Here is a 15,047-nt window from a genome sequence, read left to right on the forward strand (position 1 = left end):
CACGGGAGCAGCTTCTGTGTCTGAAACCCTAGTCGGCCAAGCTCGACTGCAAGAGATGCTCGGCCTGCGGGTTCCGCCGGCCTTTGTCGTCTCGACTTGCGGTAAGGGCGCACGGCGCACCATCGAGGGTCTGAAGTCGCAGCGGGAGCACTACCCCGCCCGCTACATGCCCGAGGACAGCATCGCTGGTCAGCTACGGTTCGCGCTGCGCTATGAGCCCCTCGACATGGGGGTCATGGCCGCGGCGTTCCGAACAATCGGCCCAGACCCTATCGCGAAGATGGTCCGTGACGAGCCCAACGGCTCCGTGGCACGTCGGGCCTGGTTTTTGTACGAGACCCTCACCGGCCGCAGGCTCGATGTCCCCGATGCCGGGACCGTCACCTATGTCGACGCGCTCGACCCCGACCTCCACATTGTCTGCGACCAGGTTCGCTCGCCTCGTCACAAGGTCTTCGACAACCTGCTCGGGACAGGCGAGTTCTGTCTGACCGTTCGGCGCACGGACCGCATCCGGCGCCGGCAGGCGGAGGATCTGAGCCGGGTCGCCGGCGACATGATCGCGGAGACCTCGCCCGACATCCTGGCCCGCGCTAACCGCTACCTGATGGCCAAGGAGACCAAGTCCTCCTTCGAGATCGAGCGCGAGAAGCCGTCGCCGCAACGTGCCAGCCGGTTCATCAACGCGCTGGAGAACGCGACTTCCTTCGATCCGACCAGCCTTGCAAGCCTCGTCGATCTCCAGAACGCCATCGTCGACCCGCGCTTTGCAGCCACCGGTCTTCGCGACTTCCAGAATTTCGTCGGCGAGACGATGGGCGATCACAGGGAGAAGGTTCACTTCATCTGCCCCAAGCCGGGCGATATCGCTGACCTGACGCGAAGCTGGACTGGGATGACACGGCGCCTGGGCGGAACCGACCCGGTGGTCGCAGCTGCGCTCATCTCGTCGACATTCGTCTTCCTGCACATGTTCGAGGACGGCAACGGCCGCATCTCGCGCTTCCTGGTGCATTCGACGCTGTCCTCGCGGGGCTTCACCCCAGAGCACGCCATCTTCCCGGTCTCAGCCGCAATCGTGCGCGATCCCCGCGGCTACGACGATGCCCTGGAGAGCTTCTCCAAGCCGCTATTCGACTACATGGACTGGAAGATGACGCCGCAACGCGAGGTCGAGGTCCTCAGCGAGACCGACCACCTGTACCGCTACTTCGATGCCACGCCACAGGTCGAGTTCCTGTTCGACAAGGTCGCCAACACGATCGAGACGGACCTGAAGGAAGAGATCACCTACATCGTCAAATTCGATGCGGCCATGAAGGCCATCAACGACGTCGTGGACATGCCGAACAAGGACGCGATGCTGTTGGCGCGTCTGCTCCTGCAAAATGGCGGAACGCTCTCTAACAAGAAGCGTGTCGATCACTTCGCCATGCTCAACGACGCCGATGTCAAGGCCATCGAGGCGTCGCTCGCCGATACGGTGGCCATAGACGATCCGGCACCGATGGCGATGTCCGGCCCGTAACGGACGCGGCTGCCCCGGCCGGGACAGCTCATCCACCGATCTATTGATGGATCGATTCGTGACTTGGCTCGAATCCATCTATCATTCCTGGATCTTCCTCGATCAGAGGATTGATCGGGGAAAGGACAGATCGGGTGCAAGCCACTGCAGCAACCTGGCTGGTCAGGCCCAGCCTCAACTTCTCGATGCTCGTCCTGCTGTGCGCCGGCGCCTTCGCAGCCCTCCATGCCGAGTATGCCGTGGGCTCGCCCCTGGTCTTCGTCGCAATTGTCTCGGGCTGGCTGGTCTCGCTTTGCCTGCATGAATTCGCCCATGCCTATGCCGCCTACCTCGCAGGCGACCATAGCGAACGGACCCTGAGCTACCTGACGTTCGATCCGGCCCGGTATGTCGATCCGCTCACTTCGATCGTGCTGCCGGCCATCGTCCTCGCAATCGGGGGCATTGCCTTGCCTGGAGGTGCAGTCTGGCTTGAGACATCGCGGATCCCGGGCCGGCTCTGGGACAGCCTGATCTCGCTTGCGGGCCCGGCGGCCAACGCGCTCTGCCTCCTTGCTTTGGCCATCCTTTGGACGATGCTGGTCGACGAGAACAGTCCCGCCGAATTCGATGCAGCTCTGGCGGCCTTGGCTTTCTTCCAGGCCATGGCGCTCGTCCTCAACCTCATGCCGGTTCCAGGTCTGGATGGATGGGGTGCGATCAGCCCCTGGCTCCCGCCTCACATCAGGGATGCCGGCAACCGGATGACGGGCCTGACGCTGCTGTTTGTCGGCGTCCTGATCTTCGTGCCCGGCTTCGGGGCAGCCATTGCCAGGCTGAGCGCGGTCCTGATCGCGGGGCTCGGCTTCGATGTGACCTATGCCGCGTACGGACTGGGGCGTCTCACCTTTTGGGAATGATCGAATGAAAACCCGCCTGCTCACGCTCTCCCTGGCTTTTGGCCTTCTGTCGTCAACCTCCGTTCTCGCAGCTGTCGTCGAGGCCAACTCTCGGATCGACAAGGTCAGCGTTCATCCCGACGCCGCGATCGTGACGAGAGCGGCAAAGGTCGAGGTTCCAGCTGGTTCGCACCAGATCGTCCTGCGTGGGCTTCCCCCGGAACTCGACATCGCATCGGTCAGGGTCGAAGCATCGGGCAGCGGCGATCTCCGGATCCTGTCTGTTGATGACAAACCGGCACCGGCGCCCGCGCGGCCCGTCGTCAGCCGTGAGCTGGCGGCCAAGCTCTCCATTCTCAAGGCGAAGCGCGCCGAGTATGCAGCCGCCGCGGATCTGATCGAGCGGCGAAGAGCCTTCATCGCCAAGTTTGCCGAGGCGCCACTGGCGACACTGCCGGACGAACAGACAGATCCCCTGCGTTGGGAAGAGCGCTGGGTCGTCCTGGGCAATGGCCTGGCCAAGGCCGCAGAAGACGCGCGTGCGATCGGGATCCGCATCGAGCAGACCGACGCCGAGATCGACGCGCTTGAGGCCACCGACGTCGGCCGACCGCCCTCGATCATGCCACATCACGGCGGGGGAAACCCGTTGCGCGACATCACCATTGCGGTGGAGAGCCCGGCCGCAGGCAGCTTCGATTTCCGCGTCTCCTACAAGGTCGGATCCGCGCGCTGGTCGGCCGCCTATGATGCCAAGCTCGTCTCGGCCACGGCGAAGGAAGCAGCCAGCCTCCAGCTTGCACGCCGTGCCCGCATTTCGCAGGCGACAGGCGAAGACTGGACCGACGTCGCCTTGAGCGTTTCGACGATCCAGACCCAGCGACGCACATCAGTGCCCGATGTCGGCACGCTCGTCGCTCGCGTCGCTGAACCACCGCGGCCAGCACCGATGCCTCGCCCAGGCATGCCCACGGCCCCGATGCAGGAATTCGGAGGAGCCGGACTTGCCGATATGAGGATGTCGGTGGCTGCGACCGAGCAGCAGGCAACTGTGGAGACGGCCGGGTACAGCGTCGTCTTCGAAGTGCCTGGTCGCGTCAGCATCGCCGGCGATGCCTCGAACAGGACGATCCTCCTGAAGCAGACCGCGTTGACCCCGGCGGTGAGCCTGCAGACGGCACCATCACTCGACCCCGCGGCATACATCGAGGCGACCTTCACAGCCCCCGACGAGGCGCCACTGTTTCCGGGGCCCGTCACGCTGACGCGCGATTCCCAGATGATCGGCCAGGGTCAGATTCCGCTCACGGCTCCGGGAGCTCAGGTCAAGCTCGGCTTCGGCATCGATGATCGCATCCAGGTCACCTACGCTCCCCTCTCGCGCAAGGAAGAAGGGCCCGGCATCATGGGCTCGACGAGATCCGACACGCGTGAGTTCAAGGCGACGATCCGCAATCTCAGGCAGACGCCTGTCGCAATGACGGTGGTCGATCGCCTTCCGGTTTCCGAACAGTCCAATGTCGAGATCGAGCGCCTTTCGACAATGACACCCGGCTCGGAGCCGGTCTCCGAGGAGAAACGTGGCGTGATCGCGTGGAAGTTCGACATCCCGGCCAATGGCGAGAAGGAGGTCCGCACGGGCTACCGGCTGCGCTGGCCGGCGGACCGCCAGATCCTGCTTTCCCGTCCGAGATGAGGTCTGACATGGCATCCATGCCCCACCCCGACGCCGGACTGGTTGTCGACTCCTATGTCCTCCTGGTCGATCAGTCTGGACGGACGGCCATCAGGCTTGAGCGCCGCGGTCGGTATGACGAGGATCGCTGGGCCATTGTCGAAGGCAGCGCCTGTCTCAGCACCGACGGTATGGTCTTCGTGACCGAACGGATGCCGTCAAACCGGACAGAGGAGTTTTTCTCCACGACCCGGTTCACGTTGAAGCAGGCACTGGAACTGTGGCTCGGCTACCTGGCCATCCTGCCGACCGAGCAGCCCTGGCTGAAGTCGTATCGCTACGCATACGGCAGTGTCATGGAGCCAGCTGAAACGCTCTGACCTGCTGAGACGGATCGGCTTGTCGCTTGCGAGAGCCGGCATGACCATGTCGGCATGACACATCAACTGCGCGGCCAGATCATCTTTCGTAACGCGATCGGTGCGAACCGAAGCATGGATCGCTTGTTTCGGACCCCGTCATCCGAGGTGCCGTTCAGCTATTACCTTGCAGTCGGTATCCTCGAGGCTACGGAGGCAGCACTCCCCGCCGAGAAGGTTCTGGGCTTCGTGATCAACAAGCGCGGCTCCAGCACGCAGCTCCAGCTGACGGGGTCGATCCACTCTCTGCCTCCCGAGAGTGCAATCTCGGATCTCGGCGGCGTCATGACCCAGATGGACGTCGAGCCCCCGTTTCTCGGGGCCCTGATGATCTGTGGTGGTATGGTTCTGCGGAAGACACGGATGGCTGCGTCCGACGGCAAGGTGGTGCACGCCATCGCTGCCCTGGTGCGCTCGCCGGTGGATATCCTGCCCCAGCGCGAGATGCTCACGCTCGCCGGCGATAATGGCCGACTTGATGTCATCGATCAGCGCAAGATCCCGGATTCGTTCCCGATCGGCGGCGCCATGGGTCAGACCTATGGCCTGCCGATCTGGGGCTTTGGCGAAGAGCCGCGCTCAATCCGCTCGACGCTGCGGCTCGACTGCATCGATGCCTGCAACGAGGTCCACCGGATCGAGATGTCAGGCCCGATGGATGACGAGAAGAGAGCTCAGATCGCGGCTCTCCATGCGAGTGGCATGACAGACCCGATCCGCTGGACCAAGGGGGAGCAGTTCGAGGAGTTCAAACGCCGTGTCGCCGAACAGGGTGGCTATCGACCCCTCGACACCTATCCGACAGCAGTCGAGTGCGCGAAGCACGACACCATGGTCCGCGAGATCGTCGCATCGATGATGCGCGAGGAAAACGAGATCATCGCTCCCCGCTGCTGAGATCAGAAGCGGGGCAGAATTGCCTCAGCCGGGACGGCCGACGCGATCAGATCGATCGCCAGCCCCGACCGGTGCTCGATATCCATAATGCTGGCTGCTTCATGATCGACCTGGTCGAGCGAAAATCCGAAGCGTGCGAGATCGTCCTGAGTGGCCGGGCGCCACAGCCCTTCGATTCCGAAGTCGACCTCACCCTCATGGGACCGGCTGCTCCAGCCTTCGGCATTCTCCAGGACATAGAGACCCTGGGGCCAGTCATTGCGCCAGAAGTAATCCTCGACCCCATCGAGGCCGTGGAAGACTGAGCCTGTACGGGCGAGAAAGGAGCAGGAGGTCGATGAGCCTGCCTCGCCATACCAGAGCACCAGAGCCTCATTTGGAAGCGTGCGCTGGTAGGCGAGTTCCCAACAGTCGAGCACCCACATGGGCCCTGCGGGTCGCTGCAGAAAACTGGACATGCCAAGTTCGGGATTCGGCATGAAGGCCCCGACATCGAGGCGTGACATGCCTTGCCCGAGGGAAAGAGGATCCACGACATCGAACACCGGCACCCCGACGTCATCCCTTCGACAATCGGGGTTCACCGCAGCGATGAGGTCGCCTGCAGCCCCTGACCAAGTCTCCGGTAGCTGGATCGCGATGGACGTGCTCCAGAAGCGCGCCCCACCGATGTCGGTGAACGTCCCCTCGGGCTCGTCTTCGACAGGCGACAGCTGGTCGGGGCCGCCCGCCAGGATCGAACGCATCACCAAAGATGCCTGGGCTCTGCGGCCCTCGACGGAATCAATGTGCAGCAGGATTGAGTTCGGGCGGTCGCTCAGCAGCGCCAGGGCGTAATTTTTGACCGCCTCAGCAGGACCGTTTGGAAGCGGCGCCGTCCAGACGATGTCACCGGTGCCGCGGATGAACCAGCTCCCGTAAGCCGTGACCTCGACAGCGTGATCGGCACCAGCCTCGTCCTTTGCGATGCGCCGCTCCGAGGCGATCTCGGCGAGCGTCCAAAGCGTGAGCTGCGGCTTGGACAACAGCGACAGGGACGACTGCAAGGTGATGAAGCGGTCACCAGCAACGAGGTCGGCAAAGGAACGTCGCATCGATTCGTGTCCTGGCGCAAGTGATCACGGATGCTAGATCGCGAGCTTGAAAACGGCCAATGCGGCCGGGCTGGCTATCGCAGGATCGTCAGAGAGCTGCCACCCAAGCGGTGCCTCAGCAAAGCGATATGCTGGTGTTCGAGCCCGCGGTCTGTTTCGGTCATGACGACGTTGGCGACTTGATCCGGAAGAAAACCGGTCTCGTCGTCGAGGACGACGTAGGTGCTGACCTCTGGATGCCTCGCCAGCCAGTCTGCGATCTCGATTCCGCGAAACGCATTCGTCGCATCCGGCGCGATATCCGCCCAGTGCCCGGTTCGCCAGTCTTGGTGAAGCGGGATGCCTGGCCACTGGGCAAGCAGGATGCCTGGCATGTCGTGACTGCTGCGCCAGGTCGATGAGACGACGATGCTCGCACCGACCTCAACCACAAGCTCATCCAGCATGGCGACCTTGGCGGGATCCATGGACGTATTGCGCCCACCGGCACGCCTTGATGATGACGTCACCAGGACGCCGTCGAGATCAAGGAAGAGGACCGACATCGCTCAGAGTGTCAGATCATCGGATTTGAAGCGATCGAGGCCTTCGCGCGCGCTCTGAAGAGCCTTGCTCAGCTCGGACGCGCTGCCTTCGTGAACGATGCCGTCGAGGATTGCGTCGATGGTGTCGGGCTCGATGTCTTCGTTACGATCCATGTCGGCGATGACCACGCGCACGGGGCCCGACGTCCCGGTGACTTCCGCCATGCCGTTTTCGACGGTCAGGACGACAGTCGGTGCGGCCTCGTTCTCGCGGATCGCGTTGATCAGGGATGCGAAGAAGAAGTTCGTGTTGGGCATCTTGCCCTGGGCCAGGGTCTGCTCGATCTGCTTGGCGAAGTCCGCCAAGCGCTCGCGAGGCGGCCGCGGATCGAGGGTCGCGCGCTCGATGAAGTGGTGCTTGGCATGCAGGCCCTGGCCTGCAAAATCCACCGAAACCTCATAACCCGGCGGGAAAATGTGAGTCACCACGCCGACGACCTGGCGCGCATGCAGATCCTCGGCAATCGCCAGAAAGCTGTCGCTCGTATAGGCGCGCATCGCCGTGCGATTGCGATTGCTGGCGCGGATGTTCTGCAGGGCAGCGTCTGTGATGATGACACCATCGCCGACTGCAAAGGGTACGATCTCGGTCATTAGAGCCTCATGGATGATTTAGAGGATCGTATGGCCCATTCACGCAAGCCACCACCGCATTGGCGGATCGGTCCATAACCTCATCCACGTCTTTCATGGAACAATCCATCTGAACGGAGGTGACGCCGGCCTATCACTGATATCGTTATCGAACGGTGGAGGAAGTGGTGTCGATTCTCGTTCGATTGTCCGTGCTGGCCCTTGGCATGTCGTGCGCACCCGTGCAGGCCGGTGCGATCCGTGACGCCAAAATCCAGGTGTTCCGCTCGCCAGCGGAGAATATCGAGAAGGTCGACGCATCGGTAATCCGTGCGTGCCGCGAGCCGCTCGATCTGGCTGGGTTTGTTCTCACCGACACCAACGTCCTGGCCGCGATCGCTGCAGCGGCCGCCGGCAATGGTGGCGCACCGGTGCGCATCTACATCGATCAGGGCGAAGCGGCCGGCGCCGGCGTGCATCGCAGCCCTGGCTACCTCGCGCTGGCCGACATGCCCAACGTGAAGATCCGCATGAAGGCCGGCCGTCAGGCCATGCATCTCAAATCCTATGCGTGCGGAAACCTGCTGCGGACGGGCTCATCGAATTTTTCTGGTGTGGCTTTCAAGGGCCAGGACAATGATCTGGTTCTCATCCGCTCCAAGGAGCTCGCAGACGATTTCCGTACCCATTTCGAGACCCTGTGGTCTCGGTCCGACGACAAGCCGTTCACGCCGCTCCAGCCAGATCTGGAGCACCCGCGCAGTTACACCACCAACGCGCGGCCCCAATAGAATTTGAACCCGATAGATAACCGGAGAGCCCCGATGAAGACCGCAGCCACCCTCGAAGTCGCCCAGTCTCAGCCGATCGTCCTCAAGAGCAACGCTCAGTGGCTTCTGCGCCTGGCCGACCGCATCGAACGTCTGCCTGGCGCGGAAGGGTGCGATGCACCCGAGCGCATGCGAGCCGCGGTGGCCGTCAGCACCCGTCTCTCACTCCCCGGCGAGGTCGTCTATGAGCGCCTGCGCCTCGTCAGCAGCCACTGAGCAATCGCTCGGAACAGCCGACGGCTTCTGCCCTGGCGGCATCGGCATGATCGATGTCGCGGTGACCGGCATGAGGCGGTAGGCGAGGACGGCCGCTGCCCGGGAGCGCGGAACCCCTGTGCGATCGGCGACGGGCCCGATCAGCGACACCAGGCGCGAGAGGTCCTCCTCGAATTTCCGGCGATCTGCCGCATCGGACGCAGTCGCTGAAGCGGTTGCGCTCGCGGCAGCGCACCGCGCGATCTGAGCCACGGGAGCAGTCGATTGAGCGAGGTCGCGCGACTGCGCGTCGAGGAAGCCCGAGAGATCGACACTCTGTGCGCCCGCAGATCCAGCCATCACGCACATGGCCGATCCGAGGACCGAGGCTGCGAGACAAGCGACATGATTTCGGGGCAATGCGGCGTCCTCCGTGTTGGGCACCCTCAATGGCATTCTCATCCTAAGAATCGGTAATCTGATTCAGGGAAATCGTCTCGCTTCTGCAGATCACCGGCTTGAGGGCATGAAACCGTGGGCGCACGCAGGTCGCGGCTTGCATCCAAGTGCCTCATCATGGACCCTGATCCCAAGGAGATTGCGAGCAATGACAGACCTGCGCGAGATGACCGCTAGAGATTTCAGCGGCAAGAACGAGGTCTTGCCGATCCGGCAGGGTCTGGCTCTCGATTTCAGAGCGCGTCAGCCCAACGAAGCGATCGGCGAGCGTGGGCTCGGCGCCTACATCCTGCCTCCCTTCCAGCGACCGCCGGTCTGGCAGCAGGAGCAGGCTGTGCGTTTCATCGAGTCGATCTGGCTGGGTCTGCCGATTGGTGTCTACGTCTACAATGAGTCCCCGACGCTGGGTGCTACGGATGGCTGGCTGATCGAAGGTCAGCAGCGCTGGACCTCGATCACGTCCTATGTCGCCGGCGAGTTCGAGGTCTTTGGCCATCTCTACACCGATCTCGACGCGGCGGATCAGCGCCACTTCATGTTGCGTCCGTTCTCTTGCATCGTGACGAAGTACGACGACCCGGAGAAGCTGAAGGACATCTACCACCGCCTGGCGTATGGCGGCACAGCCCACGAGCCCGAGCACGCCCCGGCGTTTCGCTGAGGCAGAAGCGACGTCAGGCAGCCTGGGCCGCGTAGTCCCAGGGCACTGGCCGTAGCGAACTGGGCAGATACAGAAGGTGTTCAGGATGCCCGCTCGCCGTGATCCGCAAGGCATGCAGTGGCAGCCCCAGCCCGAGGATGTGCCGGAACCGGTCGGTCATCAGGCTTCGGGTTTTAGCGCGGCCCTTCGGGCAGCCCCAGCTGGCAATCATGATGCCTTGCCTGGTTTCGCAAAAGCGCGCGGCCGCAAGCAGTGCTTCATCGGCCAGAGGCCCGACCGGATCGTCCATAGCGGCAAGATCGTCGGCATTCGTCGCGATTCCGGTCACCGCGTTGACGAAGATCAGATCGCTGGCGCCGAGCATGTTGGCGAAGGCAATACCGCGGCGCGATGTCGGATCCTCGACGCCCAATCCGGCAGTGCTGGGGTTGTGCAATACAAAAACGACGGGGCAGCCGAACATCGAGAGCCGGCGTCGCAGCCACACACGGTGCCGCGGGCTTGAAAAATGCGCGTCGTCCTCGACCCAGGCCGGAAGCGGGTCAGACTGCATCAGTAGCGGGTCTCTCGGAGCCACGGGAAGCGGTCTTGCACGGCTGCGCACCAGTCTCGCTTGACCGGAACCTCGTCGACGTCATGCTCTGCCGCGCAGACGAGGCAGACCGCGACATCCTTCTTCGGGTACCAGTAGGGCGTCACGACGTAGCAGAAGCAGCAATGCTCGCTGCCGCGATCGCTTCCCCGGTCCAGGCCCTGGGGTTCTCGTTCAAGCGGAATGGGCATGCTGTTTCCCCGCACCATCTGGCGACGTGACGATCACGAAGCAGACGGGAGCATGGTCGGAACAGGCGGCGATGCAAGCCCCTGCGTCGGGCTGGCCCTCAACGGCACAGGGAAGATCCCAGACGATCCGGCCGTCGACTGTGCCAAACCGGATCTTCTCGGTGACGCCATCATTCACGAACCAGGTGACGGAGTCGACGGCTTCCCATGGAACGGTATGGAGGATCCTTGTCCCGTCGCCGCGGATCGATGCCATGGCGATCCCGTCAGGCATGATCGCGAAGGCGCGCGAAGCACGCGACTGCCTCTCTTCTTCGTCGAGCTGCTTGGTCAGTTTTCGCGTCACCCAGTAGGCGAAGCCGGGAACACCAATCACCGGGATTGCCAGAGCGCCCAGCAGGATCCATCCTTCCTGAAGAAGGCTCCCAGACTGCCGCGCCTGAAGAAACCACTCCACTCCGCCAACGAAGCTGAGTGCCACCACGAGTGTCAGGAGGGCTGTGCCGGCGGGCCCATCCCAGAACAGGCGGACGGGCTTTGGCTCATCATCGTCGCCAGGGCAGCCGATCCAGGTCGCGTCGCGCTCGCTGGCCTCGAGGTTGCCGATCAGCAAATCAACTGCAGGGCTGTGCGGTGAAGTATCGGCAAAGCGAACTGGGACCGCCGCGTCGGACGGATTAGGCAGGAAGGATACGGCGTTCATTTCAGATCCCTGATGCCTTCAATCCGCATTTGGAATCGTCTGGCGCATGGATCGTTGCCCCGCTTCATTGCGGGAGACAACCCTGTCGATCGATTGCGACGTGGATACCGGCGCTGCCTCGCCTACCACCGAATCTCCGACCATGGCCGAAGGCTATCAGAATTCGGGTTTATTCAAAGTAAATTCAAAATCTGTCAGCCGAAGGCGTTTTAAGAATCAGTTTCTATAGTTTCAGACTTAAGTTTTAGGTCGGAAAATCGCTGCTTTGGCAACGAGTTGCGTTCTGGTTTGCGGCGTGATGTACGCAAATGACAGATCGATGTACGGAAACGCCAGAACGAAGTACGGAATTTCGCGGATCGAAGTACGTCCTGAGTCGACGATCAGCTTAGCCCAAGCCTCGCCTTCCGTGCCGCGCCCGATTCGGTTTTGTCATTCCGGGGCGGACCGAAATACGGAAAGCCTCTGCCAAAAACGGTCGTTGGGATGTCAGAGTCCGATGTACGGATTTTTGGCAGAGATTTCGGCGCGATGTACGGCCTATTTTTGGCAGATCGAAGCGGTCCGATGTACGGCTTCCGACTGAATTTTTGTCAGGCCCGAAGTACGGTGCGGTGACAAAATCGCCATCACGTTGGGCCTCAGATCGAGACTGAGGGCGGTGGTTTTGTCATCGGCGACGGGGTGCGATGTACGTCGTTTTTGGCAGAGCCGATCAATCGGCCTGCGGTTCGCGCTCGGCAGCGGCCAGACGCTTTGTCCCTGGCTTGATCCGCATCAGCAGAATGGCATCCTGCTTCCCCTGATGCAGCGACAGCTCATAATCCGGGAACGATTCCGGACCTTCGGACGCTTTGACGATCTCTTCGATCGCAGCCCTGAATTTGTGTTTGGCCAACCTCGATCCCGAGCGCTTGCGCAACTCGGTCAGAGAATATCTCGCCTCGCTCTCGCCAGCGGCTTTGCGCGCAATCCGGTACAGGAACTTCGCAATCGGACGGGTGATGAGGAAGTAGTCCGGATGCATCGTCAGGATCGTGGGTTTTCCGTCCGGGCGGATCACGCCCGAATAGACCCAGTCGGGTATGTCGATCTCGACCAGATCGATCCGATCCATGCTGGTACGCGAAACGACCTTGTAGCGGCCGATCAAGGGAAACGACTCGGTCTCGCGACGCCCGGTTCGATCGGGCCCTGGCGACAAATTGGTGATCTTCACGCGGGTTGCCTGCAGACGATCAAGCGACCTTTCCAGGTCCAGGTACTGCTTGCCACCCAGGTTTCTGCGGCAGAATTTCAGGATGTCTGCTGCTGCCGGCCGGTAGACCCGCGGCGGGAGTGAGGGGCGCAGGCCCTTCTTCTCGTCGATGAGGTACTGACGCATCGCCTCGGCCAGATGGCTGACCATGTTGATGACGATGTCATAGTCGTAAGCCGTGGCCATGCCGACGTCGGCGCCCCCTTCGACCGTGATGATGGCGTCCTTCAGTTCGTAGCGGATGAGGCTGGGGCCGCCCGATTTCGAGAGGCTGAAGGGCGCAACGTCCATCAGGTTCATGTCGTCCTTGATGGGAGCGTCATGGATCATGGGGACGAGCAGATCGAGCTGCGCATCGTCGATCGGCCGTTCGCGATACATCGGAACGGGCGCGGCAGGCGATTTTGCGGTGTCATGAAGCACGATCCGCCGGATTTCTTCGGCTCGGATCGCGTCGGCCATTCGGCTCAAGGACGCCCTCAGGCCGTCGCTTTTGATCTCTTCGAGCTTCAGATCGGCCAGGGAGCGGCGGCTGTAATAGCGTCGCAGGCGGCTCAGCGCATCTTTGTCGAGAGCATCGACGGTCTCGCCTGCGATGCTCCGCAGCTTGTGCGCGATGTCCTGGAGGTAGCTGTTCTTCTCGTGAAGCGAGAGGGCAGCGAACTCCTGTCTCGGCTTGAGAGGGATCTTGCGGTCGGCCATGCCCCATCTTGGCGACGTTGCTGAGTCGCAGGAAGCCCTCAAAATGCAGTCAGAGACGTTTCCACAGCGATTAGGGGCCAATCAGGGGCGTATGAGCACGACGGGTGCCGACGCCGGCGTCGAGCCGGACCTGGTCAGCTGCCCCAGCGCCGAGCTCGAACTCGGGCTCGGCGTCCGTGAAGTGGCGTTGTGCATAAGCTTGCAGAACGATCCCTTGCCCCTTCAGGCCGGCATCGACCAGCGCCATCTTGAGCACGACGAGGCCACTGCCCTCCCCTTTTGATCGCTTGCGCGTCCAGTCGATTTCCCGAATGCGTTTGGCGAGCCTGATCATCATCCCGTCGAGGAAGGCATGCAGCCGTCTGCGCCGAACGTTCGGCCGCAGCAGCACCAGACTGGCCTCATGCCGGGCGGCTGCAGACCGAACGGCTCGATCGCAAATGTCGAGCAGGTACTGGGCAATGCTGACATCGACACTGAGCCCCCAAAAAGAGATGCAGGTGTCGGGGCGACCCTTGATGCCGTTGCTCCAGGAGCGGGTGTCGGTCAGGACTGCAATGGCTGTCGCGACGCGCCACAACCTCTCGCCGACGGCGTCGCTGACCTCGTAATCAGCACGTTCGAAGTCGGACTGCTTGACGGCCCGCAGATCGCTTTCGTCGAGACCATAGCGATCAAGCAGCTCGGCCGCCTTCGATGATGCGGACATCGCTTCTTCCTCGGTGCAACCGGCGGCCTGCGTCTTGCTGCGCAGCGCCGCGATCTTGTCGAGTATCTTCCTGCGTTCCGGATCCAAGTCTCACTCCCGCAAACGCGGCGCCTGTCGCAAGGCCAAATTCTACGCGGGCCGGAAGACAGAAAGGAGAGCCTGGAACCGTAATCCACGAGAGATAGGGATCCAGCCTCGTAACCGTGGATCGTTTGATAGCTGGGACGCCTGCTCGTTGTCCCTTTCATGGATCGCCCGTTTCCTAATCCGACAAGGAGACGATTCCGATGAAGATCCCGAAATTGAATGCCCGTTTCCAGGCCCAGACCTGGATCAAGGACCACGCTGTCGATGTGAGCTCGACGCGATTCGATGCGGGGAAAGCCTTCCTCCTTCTCGATCCTCCGAAGATGAGCGCGGCCGTTCGGTCGATCATCGCGGGCAAGAACCACGACCTCGACCCTGTCGCGGAACGGGAAGGGTTGGTCGGCGGAGAAGGCCGCCACAACGGCCCGTTCTATGTCGACATCGATCCGATCGACTTCGAAGACTGGTGCAAGGCTATCGGGACCACGCCTGCAGAGCTCACTGCCATCGATTGGCCGGGGCTCAGCAAGCTGCGGGAATCGGTCGGCATGCGCGGCGACGGTGTCGAGCGGCTCATGACGGGGACGGTCGTGGACTGGCGCGTTTCGGACGGGGCCGACGAGGATCTGACGGAAGTCCAGAAGAAGCCGTGGCCGGTCGAGATCGTGAAATCCGGCTATGACGGCCTCATCCTGGAGTTCAAGGCGCCCGACGGCACCCAGCGCCAGCTCATGATCGAGATCGAGCAGGGCAACCTGAAGATCCTGACCTATCGCGATCCCGAGGTCTCGGAGCAGCCCGACTGCGCCATCCACATCCTTCCCGAGGGGACTGCGGTCTCGTCGACCACGACGCTCGAAACCGGCTATGTGCTCTTCCATGAGCACGGCTCCCTTCGCGAGTCGGGCGAAATCCCCGCTTCTTTCGCTGATGAGGCTGCCACGCCAACGCTCTGAGCGTTGCGATCGGAAGGACCTGTGGAAGAATAATGCCAACGATCCATCACGAATCG

17 protein-coding genes are annotated in these 15,047 nt (G+C 62.3%); 9 read left to right on the top strand and 8 right to left on the bottom strand.

Annotation, left to right across the window (positions count from 1 at the left end):
- The first annotated feature begins 16 nt into the window (after positions 1-16).
- The 5 genes from BSY19_RS00920 to BSY19_RS00940 all read left to right on the top strand — a co-directional run bounded on the left by BSY19_RS00920 (position 17) and on the right by BSY19_RS00940 (position 5,397).
- Positions 17-1,528, top strand: a complete 1,512-nt coding sequence (locus BSY19_RS00920; protein ID WP_069052433.1) for a Fic family protein — start codon at positions 17-19, stop codon at positions 1,526-1,528.
- Positions 1,529-1,662: 134 nt separating this feature from the next.
- The gene (locus tag BSY19_RS00925; RefSeq protein ID WP_069052434.1) at positions 1,663-2,427 is read left to right on the top strand and encodes a site-2 protease family protein; all 765 of its coding nucleotides are present in this window, start codon (positions 1,663-1,665) and stop codon (positions 2,425-2,427) included.
- Positions 2,387-4,102 (top strand): mucoidy inhibitor MuiA family protein, encoded by a 1,716-nt coding sequence (locus tag BSY19_RS00930; protein ID WP_083247302.1) that lies wholly within the window; start codon positions 2,387-2,389, stop codon positions 4,100-4,102. The genes BSY19_RS00925 and BSY19_RS00930 overlap by 41 nt, the downstream gene beginning before the upstream one ends.
- A gap of 8 nt (positions 4,103-4,110) precedes the next feature.
- Positions 4,111-4,461 carry a hypothetical protein gene (locus BSY19_RS00935; protein ID WP_069052436.1) on the top strand — a complete coding sequence of 117 codons (351 nt, stop codon included), beginning with the start codon at positions 4,111-4,113 and terminating at the stop codon, positions 4,459-4,461.
- Positions 4,462-4,515: 54 nt separating this feature from the next.
- A complete protein-coding gene (locus tag BSY19_RS00940) occupies positions 4,516-5,397 on the top strand; it encodes a hypothetical protein (RefSeq protein ID WP_069052437.1) in 882 nt (293 codons plus the stop codon).
- A 2-nt stretch (positions 5,398-5,399) separates the two neighbouring features.
- On the opposite strand, the gene BSY19_RS00945 is transcribed toward BSY19_RS00940, so the two are convergent.
- From BSY19_RS00945 to BSY19_RS00955, 3 genes are all read right to left on the bottom strand, one after another.
- Positions 5,400-6,491, bottom strand: a complete 1,092-nt coding sequence (locus BSY19_RS00945) for a hypothetical protein (protein WP_069052438.1) — start codon at positions 6,489-6,491, stop codon at positions 5,400-5,402.
- Positions 6,492-6,565: 74 nt separating this feature from the next.
- Positions 6,566-7,036: an HAD domain-containing protein gene (locus BSY19_RS00950; protein WP_069052439.1), complete on the bottom strand. Its 471-nt coding sequence runs from the start codon at positions 7,034-7,036 to the stop codon at positions 6,566-6,568.
- 3 nt (positions 7,037-7,039) lie between these two features.
- A complete protein-coding gene (locus tag BSY19_RS00955) occupies positions 7,040-7,669 on the bottom strand; it encodes a hypothetical protein (RefSeq protein WP_069052440.1) in 630 nt (209 codons plus the stop codon).
- Positions 7,670-7,836: 167 nt separating this feature from the next.
- On the opposite strand from BSY19_RS00955, the gene BSY19_RS00960 reads away from it, so the two are divergent.
- The 3 genes from BSY19_RS00960 (at position 7,837) to BSY19_RS00970 (ending at position 9,793) form a co-directional block, all read left to right on the top strand.
- On the top strand, positions 7,837-8,439 hold the full coding sequence (locus BSY19_RS00960; RefSeq protein WP_150129358.1) for a phospholipase D-like domain-containing protein: 603 nt from the start codon (positions 7,837-7,839) through the stop codon (positions 8,437-8,439).
- Between the two features lie 33 nt (positions 8,440-8,472).
- The gene (locus BSY19_RS00965) at positions 8,473-8,694 is read left to right on the top strand and encodes a hypothetical protein (protein ID WP_069052442.1); all 222 of its coding nucleotides are present in this window, start codon (positions 8,473-8,475) and stop codon (positions 8,692-8,694) included.
- Positions 8,695-9,280: 586 nt separating this feature from the next.
- A complete protein-coding gene (locus BSY19_RS00970; RefSeq protein WP_069052443.1) occupies positions 9,281-9,793 on the top strand; it encodes a DUF262 domain-containing protein in 513 nt (170 codons plus the stop codon).
- A gap of 13 nt (positions 9,794-9,806) precedes the next feature.
- Here the strand turns inward: BSY19_RS00970 and BSY19_RS00975 are convergent, their stop codons facing one another.
- The 5 genes from BSY19_RS00975 to BSY19_RS00995 form a co-directional block, all read right to left on the bottom strand.
- Positions 9,807-10,346: a DUF1643 domain-containing protein gene (locus BSY19_RS00975; RefSeq protein WP_069052444.1), complete on the bottom strand. Its 540-nt coding sequence runs from the start codon at positions 10,344-10,346 to the stop codon at positions 9,807-9,809.
- Positions 10,346-10,576 carry a hypothetical protein gene (locus tag BSY19_RS00980; RefSeq protein WP_069052445.1) on the bottom strand — a complete coding sequence of 77 codons (231 nt, stop codon included), beginning with the start codon at positions 10,574-10,576 and terminating at the stop codon, positions 10,346-10,348. Before BSY19_RS00980 ends, BSY19_RS00975 begins: the two co-directional genes overlap by 1 nt.
- Positions 10,560-11,279, bottom strand: coding sequence for a hypothetical protein (locus BSY19_RS00985; RefSeq protein ID WP_150129360.1), 720 nt, complete (start codon positions 11,277-11,279; stop codon positions 10,560-10,562). The genes BSY19_RS00980 and BSY19_RS00985 overlap by 17 nt, the downstream gene beginning before the upstream one ends.
- A gap of 715 nt (positions 11,280-11,994) precedes the next feature.
- Entirely contained in the window at positions 11,995-13,239 is a 1,245-nt protein-coding gene (locus tag BSY19_RS00990) for a replication initiator protein A (protein WP_069052447.1), read from the bottom strand.
- 70 nt (positions 13,240-13,309) lie between these two features.
- The gene (locus BSY19_RS00995; RefSeq protein WP_069052448.1) at positions 13,310-14,035 is read right to left on the bottom strand and encodes a DUF2786 domain-containing protein; all 726 of its coding nucleotides are present in this window, start codon (positions 14,033-14,035) and stop codon (positions 13,310-13,312) included.
- Positions 14,036-14,235: 200 nt separating this feature from the next.
- Here BSY19_RS00995 and BSY19_RS01000 point away from each other — a divergent pair, with 200 nt between their 5' ends.
- Positions 14,236-14,991: a hypothetical protein gene (locus BSY19_RS01000; RefSeq protein WP_069052449.1), complete on the top strand. Its 756-nt coding sequence runs from the start codon at positions 14,236-14,238 to the stop codon at positions 14,989-14,991.
- The last annotated feature ends 56 nt before the right edge of the window (positions 14,992-15,047 follow it).

The sequence above is a fragment of the Bosea sp. RAC05 genome, from assembly GCF_001713455.1.
Taxonomy (GTDB): domain Bacteria; phylum Pseudomonadota; class Alphaproteobacteria; order Rhizobiales; family Beijerinckiaceae; genus Allobosea.

Coding starts and splice junctions, on each gene's coding strand:
- BSY19_RS00930 (WP_083247302.1), top strand. CDS start 2,387: ATGCCGCGTACGGACTGGGGCGTCTCACCTTTTGGGAATGATCGAATG.
- BSY19_RS00950 (WP_069052439.1), bottom strand. CDS start 7,036: ATGTCGGTCCTCTTCCTTGATCTCGACGGCGTCCTGGTGACGTCATCA.
- BSY19_RS01000 (WP_069052449.1), top strand. CDS start 14,236: ATGAAGATCCCGAAATTGAATGCCCGTTTCCAGGCCCAGACCTGGATC.
- BSY19_RS00965 (WP_069052442.1), top strand. CDS start 8,473: ATGAAGACCGCAGCCACCCTCGAAGTCGCCCAGTCTCAGCCGATCGTC.
- BSY19_RS00955 (WP_069052440.1), bottom strand. CDS start 7,669: ATGACCGAGATCGTACCCTTTGCAGTCGGCGATGGTGTCATCATCACA.
- BSY19_RS00980 (WP_069052445.1), bottom strand. CDS start 10,576: ATGCCCATTCCGCTTGAACGAGAACCCCAGGGCCTGGACCGGGGAAGC.
- BSY19_RS00935 (WP_069052436.1), top strand. CDS start 4,111: ATGGCATCCATGCCCCACCCCGACGCCGGACTGGTTGTCGACTCCTAT.
- BSY19_RS00945 (WP_069052438.1), bottom strand. CDS start 6,491: ATGCGACGTTCCTTTGCCGACCTCGTTGCTGGTGACCGCTTCATCACC.
- BSY19_RS00985 (WP_150129360.1), bottom strand. CDS start 11,279: ATGAACGCCGTATCCTTCCTGCCTAATCCGTCCGACGCGGCGGTCCCA.
- BSY19_RS00990 (WP_069052447.1), bottom strand. CDS start 13,239: ATGGCCGACCGCAAGATCCCTCTCAAGCCGAGACAGGAGTTCGCTGCC.
- BSY19_RS00975 (WP_069052444.1), bottom strand. CDS start 10,346: ATGCAGTCTGACCCGCTTCCGGCCTGGGTCGAGGACGACGCGCATTTT.
- BSY19_RS00970 (WP_069052443.1), top strand. CDS start 9,281: ATGACAGACCTGCGCGAGATGACCGCTAGAGATTTCAGCGGCAAGAAC.
- BSY19_RS00940 (WP_069052437.1), top strand. CDS start 4,516: ATGACACATCAACTGCGCGGCCAGATCATCTTTCGTAACGCGATCGGT.